Origin of the sequence: Gordonia sp. p3-SID1431, from assembly GCF_025143765.1 — a bacterium.
Classification (GTDB): domain Bacteria; phylum Actinomycetota; class Actinomycetes; order Mycobacteriales; family Mycobacteriaceae; genus Gordonia; species Gordonia hongkongensis.
The window spans coordinates 16,043-34,424 of sequence record NZ_JAMBDT010000006.1 but is presented as its reverse complement, the minus strand read 5'-3'; the positions used below and the strand labels follow the sequence as shown (position 1 = coordinate 34,424).

Below are 18,382 nucleotides of genomic sequence, written 5' to 3'. Positions count from 1 at the left end.
CTGCTCGCTTCGCGAGGAGTCCATGGTCGCGCCTTGCGACGTGACTCACCACCCCCGGAAGAAGGGGTCACGGCCATCACGCATGGAGTTCATGGCGGAGGTCCGCGTCGGATGGCTTCGAAGCAAAGACGCGGGCGTTCGGTGGACCTTGCCAACGTGCGATGTCACATATAGAGTCCCTGCCACTGGCAGGCAGAACGCGGCTCGGCAGGCATAAGGCCAGGTCGAGGCGCGGATGCCTGATGTCGATGGGGGTCCGATGAAGAAGTCCGTTGCGTATGCAGGCTCGTGGTGGATCGTGTGGGTGGTCATCGCGGTGATGTCCGTGTCGGCGTTCTACGTCGGCAAGCTGCGCCTGAGTGAGATCCCCGACCGGGCGACTGGCCACTCGCCGGCGGCGCCTGAGGCGGGCGTCGTGCGCGACAAGTCGATCGAGTACGTGGTGACCGGCCCGGCGGGCTCGTCAGCGCGGGTGTCCTACATCGAGCCCGGGGGACGGGTCGTCGACGACAAGGTGTCCGTTCCGTGGCGAGTGATTCTCCGTACCCGGGAACTGACGACGTCCGTCGGGGTCCTGACCCAGTCATCGGGCCGCGGGACGGTGTCATGTGCGGTGCGGGTCAACGGATTCGAGCGCGTACGCCAGGCCGGTACGGGCGCCGACGGCAGTACGGTCGCCAAGTGTCTGGTCCCGGTGGCGTAGATGAACACCGACGACGGGGAGCCTTCGATGGTCAACGCACGCGAGCGGTTCGCTCGACTTCGCCAGGGGCTCGCCGTGGAGATCCGGCGGCCCGTACGTTTCGACGTGATGCGTCGCGACTCCTCGCGGCCACGATTCGCGCGATTTCTCTACGCGTGTTCGGTACCGGTCATCGTCATCTGGCTTCTCATCGCAGGTGGTCTCAACATCGTTGTATCGCAACTGGAATCGACGGTCACCGAACATGCGCAGTCCTTCCTGCCCGACGAGGCGTCGTCCGTGCAGGCGCTCGTCAAGATGGGTGAGTACTTCGGCGGCGGGGGCAGCAACAACTTCGTCTACGTCCTGATGGAGGGCGACGAACCCCTTGGGCCCGAATCCCGTACGTACTACACCGACCTGTTGGCCGAGTTGACCGCGGACACCGAGCACGTCAACTCTGCGATGGACCTGTGGTCGAACCCCGACCTCGCCCCGGCCGCGCAGAGTGCCGACGGCCACGTCGCCTACGTCCTGGTGAACCTCGCCGGCAACATGGGCACCGCGCTCGCCATGGAATCGACCCAGGCAGCGCGTGACACCATCGCCGCGTCGACGCCGCCACCCGGCATCGACGTGCACGTCACCGGGCCGTCGGCCGTCGTCAACGACGAGATGGTCGCGATCAACGACTCCATCATCCTGCTGGTGTCGGTGTGCGCGTTGCTGGTCGGTGCCGTGCTGCTGCTCGTCTACCGGTCCGTGGTCACCGCGATGGTCCCGCTTCTCGGGGTGGGGCTGGCGTTGGCCGTGGCCCGCGCGACCATCTCGTTCCTGGCGGAGAACGAGATCATCAAGGTCTCGATCTTCGCGGCAGCACTGTCGGCGGTGATCGTCCTGGGCGCGGGCACCAACTACGGGATCTTCCTGGTGGGCCGATATCAGGAGGCGCGCCGAAAGGGACGTGACCCCGAAGACGCCTACTACGACGCACTGGCCGGCGTACAGCACATCGTTGTGGCGTCGGCGCTGACAGTGGCCGGTGCGATGGCGTGCCTCGCGGCAACGCGTCTGGCGATGTTCAGCACCTCCGGATTGCCGTGCACCATAGCCATTCTCATCACCCTCGCGGCTGCGCTCACCCTCGGCCCCGCGGTCCTGGCCCTCGCCACCAGGCTCGGGTTCGTGGAGCCGCGCGAGTCGGCGTCGCCACGACGCTGGCGCCGGATCGGAACCACCGTCGCTCGATGGCCGGCTCCGGTGCTCGCGGCCGCACTCGCGGTGCTCGCGGTCATGATCGTCCCGCTCGCCATGTACGCGCCGAGCTACAACGAACGTCGCGCCCAGCCGGCGGACTCACCGGCGAACGTGGGATTCGCTGCGGCAGATAGGCACCTGCCGCCCAACATCATGGCGCCGAGCGTGCTCATCGTCGAGTCCGACCATGACATGCGCAATGCGGCGGATCTGGTCGCTCTCGCGCAGATGACCGACGCCGTCGCCTCGATCGACGGGGTGAACGCGGTCCAGGGGATCACCCGCCCCCTCGGGCAGACCCTCGACCAAGGGACTCTCACGTCGCAGGCCGGGTACATCGGTAGCCGCTTCGGTCAGATGACATCGCTTCTGCGCGATCGGATCACCGATCTCGACGCGATCGGCGTAACGGTCGATCGTCTGGACACCGCCATCGACGGCCTCGACACCGCGCTGCAGCAAGGGGCGGCCGGCGCGGGATCCTTGTCCGATGCCACTGCGCAATTGCGGCGCACGAGCGAGTCGACGCTCACCAAGGTCGACGAACTGTCGGCGGGGATCGCACCGGTGCGTGGACTCGTCGAATCGGTTCCGCAGTGCCGGGACGTCGACGCATGCCGCACCGCACTGAGCGGGCTGTCTGTTCTCGATGACGTTCCGGCACTGCGCGAATCGGTCCGGGATCTCGCCGGCGGCACCCGCTCCCTGAGTGGCGCGTTGCCCACCGCCGCCGCGCAGATCCCGACGCTGCGCGCCACGGTCACCGACATCCGCGAGCTGATCGGCCCCTTGCGCACGACACTGGGTGCGCTGCTCCCGCAGGTCGGCGAGATCACCGACTTCCTCGACGAGGTCAGTGGCGCCTACTCGGCGGGCAGCCCCGCCGCCGGCGCCTTCTTCCTGCCCAGCCAGGCGTTGGAGAGCCCGCTCTTCCAGAGCGGTATCCCGTACTACTTCTCCGATGACGGCAAGGCGACGCGGATGATCGTCACCCCGCAGCGCGAAGGTTTCAGCCGCGACGCGATGGACGTGAGCGCGGAGGTGATCCCGACGTCACTCGCGGCGATCAAGAACACATCGCTCGCCGGATCGACCGTCAGCATCGGCGGGCCGGGCGGCATGCTCCTCAACATGGAGTCGTTCGCGCACGAGGACTTCATCGCGATCGTCGTCGCCGCCTTCGCCTTCGTGTTCTGCGTCGTCCTGTTCCTGCTGCGCAGCCTCGTCGCGGCACTCGCCGTGATCGGGACCGTCGGGCTTTCCTACCTGTCCGCGATGGGGGTGTCAGTGTTCCTGTGGCAGGGTCTCATCGGTAGTCCGCTGCACTGGTCGGTCGCGCCCATCGCGTTCACCTTTCTGGTCGCCGTGGGTGCCGACTACAACATGTTGCTGGTCAGCCGTTTTCGTGAGGAGTACGGCGCGGGCGGTGGAACCGGTCTGATCCGCGCGATGGTCGGTACGGGCAGCGTGGTCACCCAGGCCGGCCTCACCGTCGGGATCACGATGCTGGCCATGCTCGCCAGCTACGTCCACAACGTCGCGCAGATCGGCACGACCGTGGCGATCGGACTGCTGATCGACACGCTCCTCGTCCGCACGCTGGTGATGCCGGCCATCGCGCGTTTGTCCGGTCGCTGGTTCTGGTGGCCGACGCCGTTCGTGTCGCTGCCTGCGCGAGTAGCGGATCGGGCTACGACGACCATCGCCGATGACCGTCCCCTCGCCGAGATGCGCCCGTAGGGCCCCGTCGACGGGTTTGACGCCAAGCGCCCTCGGGCACGCAGATATCTCACGACCCGACAACAGGAGCGCGGCAGATGAGTCACAAGCCACCGAAGGACGTCCAAGAGGCTGCCCAGCGCGCGGTGCGATGGATCGACGACGGCAAGGCGGGTAAGGGGTTCACCGACACCGGCCGCCATCGGGCCCACCAGTTGGCCGACGGCAAGGACGTCGACGACGACCAGATCAAGAAGATGCGCAACTACTTCTCTCGCCACGAGGTGGACAAGAACGCGACCGGGTTCAACAACGGCGAGGACGGCTTCCCGTCAGCGGGACGCGTGGCCTGGGATGCGTGGGGCGGCGACCCGGGACGCCGGTGGGCGAATGCGCAGAAGATCGAGGGTGACTGACCGGGTGTGGAGGTCCGGCCGTGATGTCTAACGAGGCAACGCGAGCGCGCCCGCACCCAGGACCGCCGCCGCGGCGTTACGGCCGGGGATACCGCTGACCCCGCCGCCGCGGCGAGCGCCCGCGCCGCACAACAGAAGTCGCGGATGCGGGGTCTCCACGCCCCACTGGCCGACTTCCGACACGGTCTCGGCCCACGGCCATTGCAACGGCCGGTGGAAGATGTGCCCGCCGGGCAGTCCGACGGCGTCCTCGAGGTCCTGCGGGGTCTTCGCCTCGATGCACGGCCGGCCGTTCGCATCGTGCGCGATCACCGACTGGATCGGTTCCCCCAACACCGAATTCAGCGAGGCGAAGGTCGCGCCGACAGCGTGCTCGACGGCACCGGGTTCGTCGAACACCTCTGATGGCATGTGCATCCCGAAGAGCGTCAGCGTGTGTTTGCCTGCGAGCTCCGGGCCCAGGATCGACGGGTCGGTGAGCGTGTGGCAGTAGATCTCGCACGGCGGGACTTCCGGCACCTCACCACGATTTGCTTGCCGCCACGCGTCGTGCAGCTGGGTGGCGGTCTGGTTGATGTGAAAGGTCCCGGCGAAGGCCGACGCGGGCGGGGTCGACCCGTCGCGGAGTCGCGGCAACCGGTCGAGCAGCAGGTTGATCTTGAGTTGCGACCCGCGGGCGTCCGGCTCGCAGGGGATCGGCGTCCCGTCGAGGAACGTGTTGAACACCTGCGGCGCGCACGCGGCATAGAGCATCGAACCGCGGAAGGTGCCGCTCGTCGTCTCGACGGTCCCGTCGCCGGGATCGACGCCGGTGATCTCGACGCCCGTTCTGATCTCGGCTCCCGCCGAGGTCGCCGCCTGGTAGAGCGCACCCGACACCGCGCCCATCCCGCCGACCGGGACGTCCCAGTCGCCGGTTCCGCCGCCGATCACGTGGTACAGGAAGCAGATGTTCTGGCGCAGGGACGGATCATCGAGGTCGGCGAAGGTGCCGATGAGTCCGTCGGTGGCGGCGATCCCGCGGATCAGGTCGTCGTCGAAGTACTGACGGAGCAGCGAACCCAGCGGCAGCGTGGTGAGCGCCTCCCACAGTTCGGCGGTCGACGTGTCGGTGGTGGACTTGCCTGGGCCGACGACGAGGTCGTGCATGTCGGCGGCGGTCCGCAACGGCTGGGTCATGGTCGGGAAGACGCGGTCGGCGACCACGCCGAGCCGACGGTAGAACGACTGCCACGCGGTGAAGCCGAGGTCGGAGCCGGTCACCCGCCGGAACGACGCGGCCGTCGCATCGTCATCGAGGTTGTCGACGAGGATGCCGCGCGCCGGATCCGACGGCAGGGGCGTGTACGACGAATAGCGGCGTCGGATGAGTGTGACGTCGAGGTCGAGGTCGGCAATGATCTCGCGCGGCATCAATGAGACCAGGTACGAATACCGCGACAGGCGCGCGGAGAGACCGGCGAACGGTGTCGCCGACACCGTGGCGCCGCCGACGTGGTCGGCCTTCTCGAGGACGAGCACACGCCGGCCGGCACGAGCGAGGTAGGCGGCAGCCGTGAGGCCGTTGTGTCCCGCGCCCACCACGATGTCGTCGTACGACGCGTCGTCTCCGGTGCTCATCGGTCAAGCGTTCCAGATCGACCGGCGGCGCAGGATGTGGTTGTCGACATATCCTGATGCGGTGGACATCCCCTCGGTCGAGCTCAGCAACGGCACCTCGATCCCCCTGGTGGGGCTCGGCACCTACAACATGCTCGGCCGGCCGGCCGTCAGTGCCGTCAGCTCGGCGATCAAGTCCGGATACCGCCTCCTCGACACCGCGCCCCGGTACAGCAATGAGCTGAGTGTCGGGATGGGGCTGCACGGGACCGGCGTCCCGCGCGAGGAGATCGTCGTGCAGACCAAGTTGAGCGGCGGCGACCAGGGTTTCGACGAGGCGATCAACGCGGCCAAGGAGAGCGCTCGCCGACTCGGTGTCGCGCATATCGACGTGTACCTCATCCACTGGCCGTGCCCCAGCCTGGGCCGCACCGTCGACTCCTGGAAAGCGCTGCTCACGCTCGCCGACGAGGGATACGTCCGCACACCCGGCGTCTCGAACTTCAAACAGCACCACCTGCAGATGCTCTTCGACGAGACGGGACGATGGCCGGTTCTGAATCAAATCCAGTGCTCTCCCTCACTGCCACGGACCGAGTTGCGGGAGTTCATGTCCGACAAGGGTGTTCATGCTCAGGCGTGGCATCCGACCGGCCGCAAGGAAGGCCTGCTCGCCGACCCGGTCATCCTCCGGATCGCGCGCAAATACGGCAAGTCGCCGACGCAGATCGCATTGCGTTGGTCGGTGCAGAACGGCATCAGCGTCGTCCCGAAGTCGTCGCACACCGGCCGCCAGGTGGAGAACGCCGACCTGTTCGACTTCGCTCTCGACCCCGCCGACCTGGCCGAACTCGCCACCCTCGACCGCGGTGAGCGCGCCGCCCGTGACTCCGACGTCGACGAGGAGTTCTGACCCGCCCGTCGACTGGGCGTCCGCTTTCGTTGACCGTGCGTTCTCGGGTCAGCGGATCTTGAAGATGACCATCCGCTGGACGACGAAGTTGATGACCGTCGCCGTGCCTTGGGCGACAACGTACGCCGCGAAGCTGTACAGCAGCGTTTCCTGCCAGGCATGCGACAGAAGCGTGTAGATGCCGACGTTGACGAAGTAGGTCACCACGTAGAGCGCGACGACCGACACGAACCGCGCCATGCTCGGTTCGGCTCGGAATGTCCATCGACGGTTCAGTAGGTACGCGACGGTGGTGCCGAGGATGAACCCGGCGGATTTCGCGGGCCAGAACGGGACGTCCAGACCGTATTGCAGGAGGATCGTCAGCCCGAAGTCCAGCAGCCCGGAGAACCCGCCGGTGATGACGAAGCGCACCAGCTGGGTCTTCAGGCCGACATTCGTCGACGCCTCTTCGTCGTCGAGGGGCAGCTCGATCGGCATCGGCGCATGGCGCGTGGCGAAGTCCTCGTGGCTCGGTTCTTCGTCATCGCGGACGTGGTCACCAGGGTCGGGTCGAGACACGCTGACACCCTAGCCGACGATGTCCTGGCTACCGTGCCGACGGGCGTTGCGGGGTTTCGACGCACAGTCGACGAAAACCAGCGCACAGTCGACGAGATCGGACGCACAGTCGACGGGTCAGGCCCGCTGCGGGACCTCCGGCGGGATGGCCGCGAGCAACGCGCGGGTGTAGTCGGTCGCGGGGTCGTGGAGGATGGTCGACGCCGGTCCACTCTCCACGACCTTCCCGTCCTGCATCACCGCGACGGTGTCGCTGATCTGCTCGACGACGGCCAGGTCGTGCGCGATGAACAGGTACGTCAGCCCCTTCTGACGCTGGAGCTCGGCGAGCAGGTCGAGGACGCTGGCCTGCACCGACACGTCGAGCGACGCCGTCGACTCGTCCAGGATCAGGACCTCCGGGTCGGACGCCAGCGCGCGGGCGATGCTCACCCGCTGCCGCTGGCCGCCGGACATCTCGTGCGGATAGCGGTCGAGGTATGACGCGTCGAGGCTGACGTCGGCGAGCAACTCTTCGGCACGACTCCGCGTGCCGTCCCGGCCGTCGGTGAGGCCGTGCGTCCGCAGCGGTTCGGCGATCGACGCCGCCACCGTCATCCGCGGATCGAGCGAGGCGGCCGGGTCCTGGAACACCATGGCGACGCGGCGTCGGAGCAGGGCCTCGTCGGCACCGCGTGCCCCGATGGCCTCGACCCGCCGGCCGTCGAGGGTGACGGTCACGCTGCCCCGCACCGTCGTGCCCTGGGCGGACGTGATGAGGCCGGTGATGACGCCGGCCACGGTCGACTTCCCCGATCCCGATTCGCCGACGATCCCGAGCGTCCGGCCACGAGCGACCTGCAGGTCCACCCCGTCGGCGGCGTGCACCACCCGGCGCCCCGACGGGCCGCGGACCACATAGTCGACGCCCAGCCCCGTGACGCGGAGCAGTGGGTCGGCGTGGGTTCGCTTCTGAAGAGGCGACGCGCCATCACGTTCGGTGACCTTGCTCAACAGCGGACGTGAGTCCAGCAGTGTGCGGCTGTACTCGTCCTGCGGGTCGTCGAACAGCGTTGTGACGTCATTGCTCTCGACGATCCGGCCGGATCGCAGCACCATCACCCGGTCGGCGATCCGCCCGATGACGCCGAGGTCGTGGCTGATCCAGACCACCGCCATACCGCGCTCGCGCTGTAGTTTCGCGACGAGGTCGATGATCTGTGCCTGCGTGGTCACGTCGAGTGCGGTGGTGGCCTCGTCGGCGATGAGGAGTTCCGGATCGCAGGCCAACGCGATCGCGATCATGACGCGCTGCCGTTGGCCGCCGGACAACTGATGCGGGTATGCGCGCAAACGGCTTTCGGGGTCGGGCAGGTTCACGTCGCGCAGCAGGGTAAGGGCCCGTTCGCGCGCCTCGCCCCGCGAGAGGCCGAGATGCCGGCGCGGACCCTCGGTCAGTTGTTGTTCGACGGTGAGCAGGGGATTGAGGCTCGACGACGGGTCCTGGAAAACGAAGCCGACTCGCGAACCGTGGAGGGCCCGGAGTTTCGCCGGTGTGGCGCCGACTATTTCGGTGTCACCGAGGCGGGCCGACCCGCGGACGTACGCGCTGGGCGCGTCGAAGAGCCCGGTCGCCGACAACACGCTCAGTGACTTGCCCGAACCGCTCTCCCCGACGATCCCGAGCGTCTCACCCGGCGCGACCGAGAAACTGATGCCGTGCACGATCTCTCGCGGACCGACACCGACGACGAGGTCCTTTACGCGCAGCACCGATCCGTCGGAGTCGACGTGTTTCGAGGTCGACGGTGTGGTCACCGTCGGCGACTTGCGTTCGTACCCGCGGTTGCGCAGCAGCGTGCGCTGGCGCGGGTCGAGCACATCGCGTACGCCGTCGCCGACGAGGTTGAATGCGAAGACCGTCACGAGGATCGCCAGACCGGGGAACACGCCCATCCACCAGGCGGTGGTGATGAACCCCTGTGCGTCGAAGAGCATCCGGCCCCACGACGGGTCCGGCGGCTGGACGCCGAGACCGAGGAACGACAGCGCCGCCTCCGACAGGATCGCGAACGCGAGCGAGATGGAGGTCTGGACGATGACCGGACCCGAGATGTTGGGCAGCACATGCCGCATGAGGATGGCCGATGTCCCCACACCCATCGTGCGTGACGCCTGGACGTACTGGGTCTGTCGCACACGCAGGGTGTCGGCGCGCGCCACCCGGGCGAAGATCGGTATGTAGACGACGCCGATCGCGATCATCGCCGAGGTGACTCCCGGTCCCAGGATGGCGACGATGGCCAGCGCGAGTAGCAGTACCGGGAAAGAGAAGACCACATCGACGATCCGCATGAGCGCGGTGTCGAGGACGCCACCGGCGAAACCGGCGACCATACCGAGGATCACGCCGACGGTGAGGGAGATCGCCACTGCGATGACCGCCACGCGCATGCTCACCGACGCGGCGAGCACCACCCGGGAGAAGACGTCGCGACCCAGGTCGTCGGTCCCGAAGAGATGGGACCAACTGGGTGCCTGCAGCGCATTCGGGACGTCGATCTCGTTGGCGCCGTATGGAGCGATGAGCGGACCGAACACCGCGCACACGAGGACGACTGCGATGATGATCAGCCCGATCACCGAGGTGCGGTTGCGTAGCAGCAATCGCCAGGCCGAATCGGTCGACGTTCCGCTGTTGAGCTCGGTGCCGGCCGGTTCGTCGTCGACTCCGGTACCGGGCTCCGGCGGGTCGGGTGAGGTGAGGGTCATGACAGTCGAATCCTGGGATCGATGACGGCGTAGAGGATGTCGACGACGAGGTTGACGACCAGGAAGATCACCGCGATGAGCAGGATCGCACCCTGTAGGACCGGGTAGTCGCGCGCGGCGACCGAGTCGTAGACCAGCAGACCCAGTCCGGGCCAGGCGAACACGACCTCCACGACGATGACACCACCGAGCAGACCTGCGAACTGGATACCGGAGATGGTCAGCACGGGTACGAGCGCGTTGCGTCCGACGTGATCGAGGAGAACACGCTTGGTGCTCAGCCCTTTTGATTCGGCCGTCGTCACGAACGGTGCGTTCACCACGTCGAGCACCGACGAGCGCACGTAGCGCGTCATGATCGCCCCGGTCACCACCCCGACCGTGATCGCCGGCAGCACGAGGTGTTCGAGCCAACCGAGTGGGTCGTCGGCGAAGGGTTGGTACCCGGCCGATGGTAACCAGCCGAGCGCGGTGGAGAAGAGACCGATCAGCAGGATGCCCATCCAGAAGTCGGGCACGGAGATCCCGAACTGGCTCACCACGCGAATGACGTTGTCGGCCAACCGACCTTCCCGCAGTGCCGCCCAGAAACCGAGAGGGACGGCGATGAGCAATGCGACGACGATCGCCGCGGTCGCGAGTGTGATGGTGGCGGGAAGCCGATCGAAGAGCATCGTCGTGACCGGTTCGCTGTTGCGGAAGCTGACGCCCAGGTCGCCGGTGAAGGCACTGCCGACATAGTTCACCAGCTGTGATGCGAGCGGCTGGTCGAGTCCGGAGGCGCTGCGCAGGGCCTCATACGATTCCGGGGTGTAGCGGGTGCCGAGTGCGATGCGGACGGGATCACCGGGCACGACCTGCATCAGGAAGAACACCGCGACGATCACGCCGAGCAACACCGCGACCGTGTAGAGCAGCCGCACGATGATGAAGCGCGCCAGCGGCGAGTGCAATGCGGTCATCTCAGCTCCTCTCCAGCCGGGCATCGCGGAACCGGATGGCCTTGTCGGGTCGGACGACATATCCCCGGAGCTGCGTCACAAAAGCCTGGGTCGACGACGGGTTGTAGAGGTAGAGGTAGCTCACGTCGTCGGCGATGATGCTCGCGGCCTCGGCGTAGATCCGCTTGCGGGCCTCGACGTCGAGTTCGGTTCGGCCCCGGTCCAACAGCGCGTCGACCTCGGGGTTCGAGTACTTCTGCGAGTTCGACGTGCCCTCGGAATGGTGTTGGGCGTAGTAGAAGTCGTCCGGGTCGATGTTGCCCAGCCAGCCCAGTAGCAGGGCGTCGAAGTCGCCGGCGGCCTGGCGATCGAGCCATGCGCCGAAGTCGAGTTGTTCGATCCGCACGTCGATCCCGACGTCGGCGAGGTTCGACGCGATCACCTGCGCCGCCGTCACCGTCTCGGGATACTCGGTGGTCACCATCAGGCGCATGTCGAGTCCGCGGATGCCGGCCTGCCGGAGCAGGTCTCTGGCGTTCGCGACGGCGGCGTCGCGGTCGAGTCCGGCGGTATAGCGGTCGTAGGGTGCGAACCAGGGACTGGTCGAGGGGATCGCGAGCTCGTTGGGCGTCGCGGTCCCGTATCCGACGACCTGCGCGATCGAGTCCCGGTCGATCGCATACGCGACCGCCTGGCGGACCCGGGTGTCGTCGAACGGTGGGGCGTCGAAGTTCATCGTGACGTACCAGTAGTCGTTGGCGACCACGGTCCCGACATCGAGTGTGTCGTCGCGGCGCAGGATGCTGAGCTGCTGGGCGGGAATGGCGTCGGTCCAATCGATCTCACCCGACCGTAGTGCGGACACCGCGGTGGTGCCCTGTGAGATGAAGCTGTAGCGGACCCCGTCGACGGCGGGTGCGCCACCCCAGTAGTCGGGGTTGGCCGCGAGGACGATCGAGGCGCCGGGGGAGCGGGAGACGAAGCGGAACGGGCCTGTTCCCACGGGTGTGGTGGCGATCTCGCCGGATTCGACGTTGCGGCGGTTCACGATGGCCAGGCCCTTGAACCCGCCGATGCTGGTGAGGAGATTGGGCGTGGGAGCGGTGACGGTGAACCTGACCCGGCGTTCGTCGAGCGCGGTGATCGAGGCGATGGCATCGAGTTTGTATGCGTTGGAGAGCTCTTCGTCGATGATCCGACGGAAGGAGTATTCGACGTCGGCCGCGGTGAGTGGGTCGCCGTTGTGGAACGTGACCCCGTCGCGCAGGGTGAAGTCCCAGTTCAACCCGTCGGCGTCGACCACCCAGCTCTCGGCCAGGGCAGGCCGCATCTGCAGCTTCTCGTCGGGCTCGACGAGGGTGTCGAAGACGTTCTCGAGAACCTCGAACGTGAAGTAGGAACTCGATTTCTGCGGATCGAGCTGATCGGGCTCACCCGCGATGGCTGCCTTGATCGTGCTGGCGGTGTCCGATGATCCACCACCGCATGCGGCCAGCACGGACGTGCCCAGCAAGGCGGTTCCGGCGACACCGGCGACGCGAAGGAACCCGCGGCGATCGAGAACGTCGGGTCTGCGCGGCGGAAGCTGCTCGCGCACAGATGAATACACCGACCCGCTCGGCGAATCGGTCATCACTGTCCTCCCGCCCGGCGAGTGTTCGCCTCGGAGTCTCACCGCACGTCGGCCGCGCCACGGCATGCGTGAGGCGCCCTGCTGTGCAGTGTGCCCCAGCGGTACAGGTGGTGCAACCGTGCCATACCCCAGGGCAGGGCGGAGAATACCGGGAGAGGCAGGACGATCAGCCGTTGACCTTGGCGATCACGTTGTCGGCGTACCAGTTCAGATGGTCGATCTTGGTCTGCAGCGGCTCGGTGTCGTCGCCCATGACATACGGCAACCGGAAACCGACGATCACGTCGGTGATCCCCTTGTCTTCCAGCCGCTTACATCCGTCGACGGTGTAGGCGTCCATGGAGATCACGTGGATCTCGAACGGATCGTTGGTCTTTCCCTCGGCCATGCGGATCTCGTTGATCCGGTCCAGCAGCGTCTCGAGCTCCTCGGGCGGACCGCCACCGTGCATCCAACCGTCGCCGCGGATGACCGCGCGACGCAGCGCGGCGTCGGCGTGACCGCCCACGAGTAGCGGGATCGGTTCGGTGGGCGCGGGGGTCATCTTGATCTTGGGGATGTCGTAGAACTCGCCGTGGAACTCGAAGTACTCGCCGGTGGTCAGGCCGCGGATGATGTCCATGCACTCGTCCATCCGCTTGCCGCGGCGCTTGAAGTCCACGCCCATGAAGTCGTAGTCCTCGGGCCACGGACTCGTGCCGACGCCCATCGCGAAGCGGTTGTTCGTCAGGTACGCCACCGAGCTGGCCTGCTTGGCGACCAGCGCGGGCGGGCGGACCGGCAGCTTCACCACGAAGGGTGTGAAGCGGATGGTCGAGGTGACCGCGCCGAGCGCCGCGGCCTGGATGAAGGTCTCGATGAACGCCTTGCCGTCGAGGAACTCGCGATTGCCGTCGGGGGTGTACGGATACTTCGCGTCCGATTCCTCCGGATAGGCCAGCGAGTCGGGAATGGTGAAGCCGGCGTACCCCGCGGCTTCGGCGGCCTGCGCGAGCGGCGCGTAGTACGACGGATCGGTCATGGCCTCGGCATACGTGAACCGCATCATGCTCCTCGGGACGGCAGTGAAACTCCGTCCACAGTAGAACACGTTCTAGTTATTCGATATGGACTTCGTCATCGTCGCAGGTCTCCAGCGCGCAGGGGGATGGCAATTGTCGGCTGGTGGCGCCCAGGGTCAGCGAAGCCCTGCGAGGGGATTGTCCGAAGTCGCGCCGGGGCCCGGGTGTACGCGCAGTTCGCCGGTGCCGATTCGCTCGCCGCACGCGGAGCACGTCGGCTCGACCGTCATCGTCTGGCCGCATGAGTGCGTCGACACCACTGGTGCGCCGTCCTCGGCGGTCCACCGGTCACCCCACTGACGTAACGCGGCCAGAACCGTCCAGAGGTCCCGGCCCTTCTCGGTGAGGCGGTAGTCGTAGCGCACCGGGTTGTCCTGGTACGGCTCCTTCGCCAGGATCTCGTGTTCGACGAGGGTGTCCAGCCGCTGGGTCAACACATTGCGCGCGATGCCGAGCCGCGACGAGAACTCGTCGAATCGCGTCACGCCGAACATCGCGTCCCGGACGATCAGCAGCGTCCACCATTCGCCGACGATCTCCAGCGTCTGGGCGATCGAGCAGTTCATCTCGGCGAACGAGGCACGGCGCATAGGATCGAGAGTAGTGGGTTGCGTGACGCAACTCAACCTGCTTGCATGAGTTTCATGAAGCAACTCAGCAGGCAAAGCGCTATCGATGACGGATTGTTGGACAGTTTCGGAGCGACCCCGACCGGAGACGGTCGATGGTCGGCGACCATCGACCCCTCCTGGTGGGGATGGTCGGGTCCGCACGGTGGTGCCATCGCGGCGCTGGCCGTCCGGGTCGGCGCCGACGCGGCGCCGGGTACGTCGGTGCGCGCTCTCGATCTGCGATTCGTCGGCAAGCCCGACGGCGGGGAGTTGCTCCTGACGCCGACGGTCCGGGAGGTCGGCCGGCACACGAGGGTCGTCGACGTCACGGTCACCCAGGCGGGCGTCGACATCGCGTCGGCATCAGTCACGACCGGGCGGGTCGGGGAATCCGCACCTGCCGATGTCATCGACCGGGGCGCGGGCGTTCCCGGCCCGGAAGGGCTGGACCCCTTCATGATTCCCCCGGAGATCGTGCCGATGGGCGCGCAGCTCGATGTGCGACCGGTGGACGGTCCGCTCGCGCTCACCGGAGCCGACGAGGCCTGGATGCGGGCATGGATCACCACCCGAACCCCGATGGCCGTCGACGCCGGTTACCTGGCCCTGCTGGCGGATTGCCTACCGCCCGCCGTCTTCCCGATTCTGACTGCGCCGCTTGCACTTCCGACGGTGGCATTCTCCATGCATGTGACGGCGCCGCTGGACGACGCCACTCCGGCGCCGATTCTCGTCCATACGCGTAACACCTCGACGTCCGGCGGCTGGTCGGTCGACGACACCACGCTGCGCGACCGCGGCGGCCGGCTCCTCGCCTCCGCGCGCCAGAGTCGCCGGGTTCTCGGATGGCCGGTCCGATGACGGTCACTCGAAGCGGCCCGGCGACGCCGGCGCCGACTGTCGCGCGGCCCGGCCTCGTCCTGCTCATCCTGTCTGGGGCGGCGTTCATGGCCAGCCTCGACGTGTTCATCGTCAACGTCGCCTTCGACGACATCGGTGCCGACTTCACCGGTGCGACCCTGTCCCAGATGTCCTGGATCCTCAACGCGTACGCCATCCTGTATGCGGCGCTCCTTGTTCCGGCGGGCCGGATCGTCGATCGGTACGGCCGCAAGGGCGGCTTCCTGCTCGGTCTCGCGATCTTCACCGCGGCGAGTGCGGCATGTGCCGCGGCGCAGGGCGTCTGGTGGCTGGTGGCATTCCGCGCACTGCAGGCACTCGGCGCGGCGATTCTGACCCCGGCGAGTCTGGGTCTGGTCGTGGCGACGTTGCCGCCGGAACGTCGGGCCCGGTCGGTGCGCATCTGGGCGGCCACCGGCGCCTTGGCCGCGGCCTTCGGGCCGGCCGTCGGTGGTCTTCTCGTCGAGGCGTCGTGGCGTTGGGTTTTCCTGGTCAACGTGCCCGTCGGCGTGGCGGCGATCGTCGCCGGGGCGATCGTACTGTCACGTCCTGACAACATCTCGGCGAGTGGCTTTCCCGACGCGTTGGGCGCGCTCCTCCTGGTCGTCTCGGTGGGGGCCTTGACACTCGGTCTGGTCCAGGGGAGTGAGTGGGGTTGGACGGACGCGCGGATCACCGGTGCGTGGATCGTCGCCGGGGCAGGGCTCGTCGGCTTCGTCCTCAGTTCGGCGCGTCATACCGAACCGGTGATCTCGCCTGCACTGCTGCGGATCCGGGCCTTCTCGGTCGCGAACGTGACGATGCTGCTGTTCTCCATCCCGTTCGCCGGCGCACTTCTCGCGAACATCCTGTGGTTGCAGCAGGTCTGGGGCTTCTCGCCGATCGTGACGGGTCTCGCGGTGTCAACCGGACCGCTGATGGTCCCGATCTTCGCGGCCGTGTCGCATCGCCTCAGTGCGCGGGTCCCGGTGGGGCGACTCGTCGCCTTCGGTTGTGTGCTCTTCGGTCTCGGGTCGGCCCTCATCGCCCTGTCGGTCGACGCCACACCGGATTTCGCCACCGAGTTCCTGCCGGGCTGGCTGATCGGCGGTGTCGGAGTGGGCTTCGCGTTGCCGTCGATCCTCTCCTCGGCGACCGCCGACCTCCCCGCAGATCAGGCCGCCACCGGAAGCGCGGTGGTCAACATGAGTCGTCAGATCGGCATGTCGCTGGGTGTCAGCTTGCTGGTCGCGATCATCGGCACCTCGGCGGTGTACGCCGATGTGCACAACTCGTTCCTGACCGCCTGGTGGGTACTCGCGGGAATCGCTGCGCTGGGCGCGATCTCGGCGTTGGGGATGACCCCGCGAGCGGTGCTGAATTCCGCTGCCTGAGGTGTGAGGACCCATTGCTCCCTGAGGTGTGAGGAGCGCAAGCCGCCGGGCCGAGCAAGCGACGAAGGAGCGCGTCGAGGTCGACGAGCCTCGAAGGGCATGGTGACGTGCCTTGTGAAACCCTTCGTGGCTCGCTTCGCTCGCAGCTCAGGGAGCAGTGAAGGATCAACACCTCAGGGCCGCGTGAACCGCTCTCGGCGACCGAGGCCGCGGAGCCGCACCCACTCGGCGAAGCCCTTCGGATCACGTTGCTGCACAAGGAAGAACCAACCGAAGCGGGCATACTCCTGCGGCAACAGCCTTCGGAGTCCGGGCTGGCTCATCAGGTAGCCGCGGTTGCGGTAGGTGAAGAACCGCTTGGTGTCGTTGTCGGGGTACTGGGTGTGCATGCGACCGCCCAGGATCGGTCGGAATTCCGCCGAGCCGTCGGGGTGGAGGTATCCCGCGCGAAGGCAGGTGCCGAACCGTACGCCCGAGCGGACCAGTCGACGGTGCACTTCCACTTCGTCGCCGCGGAAGAACAGTCGCAGGTCCGGCACGCCCACCTGTTCGAGGCACCGTGCGGAAAACAGAGCGCCGTTGAACAGCGACGCGATGCCGGGCAGCAGATCGTCGTCCTGGGTCTCACCGATGACATCTGACCCGCTCGCTTCGCTCCCGGCGTCGGCAAAGAGTTCCGACCGCTTCCGTCGCCACACGAGTCCGCGTCGCAGCGGAAAGGCGAGGGTGTCCGGGTCGTCGAGGTTGGCGACCACTGGCGACACCTCGTCGAGATCATGCCGTGCGGCGCAGTCGAGCAGCGTCGAGAGAACCGTCGGACCGTCGGGTCGGCCGTCGTCGTCGGCGCACCAGACCCAGTCGGCGCCGAGGGCGAGCGCATGCAGCATGCCCAGCGCGAATCCGCCGGCACCGCCGAGATTGCGCTCCGATCCCAGATACGTCGTCGAAACGGGCTGCGCCGCAACGAGTTCGGCGACTTCGGGTTCGTCCGCGTTGTCGACGACGATCAGATGGTCGACGGGCCGGTCCTGGCCCGACACCACGGCCAGCGACTCGGCGAGCAACTCCGCGCGACGGTGCGTGACCACGACCGCGATGACCTTCGGAGCGACGGCGCCCTCGGTCACTCCGGAGTCCCCTTCTTGTCCGCCTTCTCCAGGTCGGCGATCACCCGGCGGACGTGTGCCGCGGCGTCGGGGCCCTCATAGGCTTCGACGACCTCTTCGATGCCGCCTTCCATGCGGACCTGTCCGTGGTCGATCCACAGGGCGCGGTCGCACAGCTGGGCCAGGAACTCGTTGGAATGGCTGGCGAACACCAGGATTCCCGACCGCTCGACGAGCGCCTGGAGCCGACCCCGCGCCTTGCGCATGAAGTCGGCGTCGACGGCGCCGATGCCCTCGTCGAGGATGAGGATCTCCGGGTCGATGGAGGTCACCACGCCGAGAGCGATGCGCACCCGCATACCGGTGGAGTAGGTGCGCAGCGGCATCTGCAGGTAGTCGCCGAGCTCGGTGAACTCCGCGATGTCGTCGATCTTCTTGAGCATCTCCTTGCGCGTCATGCCCAGGAACATGCCGCGGATGATGATGTTCTCGTAGCCGGAGATCTCGGGGTCCATGCCGACGCCGAGGTCGAAGACGGGGGCGACCCGGCCGTGCACCCGGCAGGCGCCGCGCGTGGGTTCGTAGATGCCCGACAGCAGACGCAGCAGCGTCGACTTGCCGGCGCCGTTGTGGCCGACCAGCCCGATCCGGTCGCCGTGCTTGAGGTGCAGGTTGATGTCCTTGAGCGCCTCGACGACCACCACGTTCGACTCGGTGGAGCCGATGACGCCGCCCGCCGCGCCGATCACCGACTTCTTCAGCGACCGCGTCTTGGCGTCGAAGATCGGGAAGTCCACACACGCGTCCCACGTGTCCACGCGGACGCGGGTGTCTCCGAGATCGTTGTTCCTGGCCATCG

Annotated in this window: 15 protein-coding genes; 6 read left to right on the top strand and 9 right to left on the bottom strand. The window is 67.2% G+C overall.

Annotated elements, in window-relative coordinates:
* Window positions 1-259: 259 nt before the first annotated feature.
* The 3 genes from M4D77_RS03165 to M4D77_RS03155 all read left to right on the top strand — a co-directional run bounded on the left by M4D77_RS03165 (window position 260) and on the right by M4D77_RS03155 (window position 4,074).
* Entirely contained in the window at window positions 260-703 is a 444-nt protein-coding gene (locus M4D77_RS03165; protein WP_259935535.1) for an MmpS family protein, read from the top strand.
* On the top strand, window positions 704-3,679 hold the full coding sequence (locus M4D77_RS03160; protein ID WP_259935534.1) for an RND family transporter: 2,976 nt from the start codon (window positions 704-706) through the stop codon (window positions 3,677-3,679).
* Window positions 3,680-3,756: 77 nt separating this feature from the next.
* Complete coding sequence (locus tag M4D77_RS03155; protein ID WP_078111854.1) at window positions 3,757-4,074, top strand: hypothetical protein; 318 nt, start codon at window positions 3,757-3,759, stop codon at window positions 4,072-4,074.
* A 27-nt stretch (window positions 4,075-4,101) separates the two neighbouring features.
* Here the strand turns inward: M4D77_RS03155 and M4D77_RS03150 are convergent, their stop codons facing one another.
* The gene (locus tag M4D77_RS03150) at window positions 4,102-5,694 is read right to left on the bottom strand and encodes an NAD(P)/FAD-dependent oxidoreductase (RefSeq protein ID WP_259935533.1); all 1,593 of its coding nucleotides are present in this window, start codon (window positions 5,692-5,694) and stop codon (window positions 4,102-4,104) included.
* Window positions 5,695-5,755: 61 nt separating this feature from the next.
* On the opposite strand from M4D77_RS03150, the gene M4D77_RS03145 reads away from it, so the two are divergent.
* Entirely contained in the window at window positions 5,756-6,586 is an 831-nt protein-coding gene (locus tag M4D77_RS03145) for an aldo/keto reductase (protein WP_259935532.1), read from the top strand.
* Window positions 6,587-6,634: 48 nt separating this feature from the next.
* On the opposite strand, the gene M4D77_RS03140 is transcribed toward M4D77_RS03145, so the two are convergent.
* From M4D77_RS03140 to M4D77_RS03115, 6 genes are all read right to left on the bottom strand, one after another.
* The gene (locus tag M4D77_RS03140; protein WP_082652886.1) at window positions 6,635-7,147 is read right to left on the bottom strand and encodes a GtrA family protein; all 513 of its coding nucleotides are present in this window, start codon (window positions 7,145-7,147) and stop codon (window positions 6,635-6,637) included.
* A 117-nt stretch (window positions 7,148-7,264) separates the two neighbouring features.
* Complete coding sequence (locus M4D77_RS03135; RefSeq protein WP_259935531.1) at window positions 7,265-9,898, bottom strand: dipeptide ABC transporter ATP-binding protein; 2,634 nt, start codon at window positions 9,896-9,898, stop codon at window positions 7,265-7,267.
* Window positions 9,895-10,860 carry an ABC transporter permease gene (locus tag M4D77_RS03130; RefSeq protein WP_159369845.1) on the bottom strand — a complete coding sequence of 322 codons (966 nt, stop codon included), beginning with the start codon at window positions 10,858-10,860 and terminating at the stop codon, window positions 9,895-9,897. The genes M4D77_RS03135 and M4D77_RS03130 overlap by 4 nt, the downstream gene beginning before the upstream one ends.
* Window position 10,861: 1 nt before the next feature.
* Window positions 10,862-12,472, bottom strand: coding sequence for an ABC transporter substrate-binding protein (locus M4D77_RS03125; protein WP_159369846.1), 1,611 nt, complete (start codon window positions 12,470-12,472; stop codon window positions 10,862-10,864).
* Between the two features lie 166 nt (window positions 12,473-12,638).
* The gene (locus M4D77_RS03120; RefSeq protein WP_065631365.1) at window positions 12,639-13,517 is read right to left on the bottom strand and encodes a TIGR03619 family F420-dependent LLM class oxidoreductase; all 879 of its coding nucleotides are present in this window, start codon (window positions 13,515-13,517) and stop codon (window positions 12,639-12,641) included.
* A gap of 132 nt (window positions 13,518-13,649) precedes the next feature.
* Window positions 13,650-14,123, bottom strand: coding sequence for a helix-turn-helix domain-containing protein (locus M4D77_RS03115; RefSeq protein ID WP_247450965.1), 474 nt, complete (start codon window positions 14,121-14,123; stop codon window positions 13,650-13,652).
* A gap of 54 nt (window positions 14,124-14,177) precedes the next feature.
* Here M4D77_RS03115 and M4D77_RS03110 point away from each other — a divergent pair, with 54 nt between their 5' ends.
* Complete coding sequence (locus M4D77_RS03110; protein WP_259935549.1) at window positions 14,178-15,005, top strand: acyl-CoA thioesterase II; 828 nt, start codon at window positions 14,178-14,180, stop codon at window positions 15,003-15,005.
* Window positions 14,990-16,417, top strand: coding sequence for a DHA2 family efflux MFS transporter permease subunit (locus M4D77_RS03105; protein WP_259935530.1), 1,428 nt, complete (start codon window positions 14,990-14,992; stop codon window positions 16,415-16,417). The genes M4D77_RS03110 and M4D77_RS03105 overlap by 16 nt, the downstream gene beginning before the upstream one ends.
* 173 nt (window positions 16,418-16,590) lie before the next feature.
* Here M4D77_RS03105 and M4D77_RS03100 read toward each other — a convergent pair whose 3' ends face one another.
* The gene (locus M4D77_RS03100; protein WP_137810773.1) at window positions 16,591-17,544 is read right to left on the bottom strand and encodes a glycosyltransferase; all 954 of its coding nucleotides are present in this window, start codon (window positions 17,542-17,544) and stop codon (window positions 16,591-16,593) included.
* Window positions 17,541-18,380: an ABC transporter ATP-binding protein gene (locus M4D77_RS03095; RefSeq protein ID WP_137810774.1), complete on the bottom strand. Its 840-nt coding sequence runs from the start codon at window positions 18,378-18,380 to the stop codon at window positions 17,541-17,543. The genes M4D77_RS03100 and M4D77_RS03095 overlap by 4 nt, the downstream gene beginning before the upstream one ends.
* Between the last annotated feature and the right edge of the window lie 2 nt (window positions 18,381-18,382).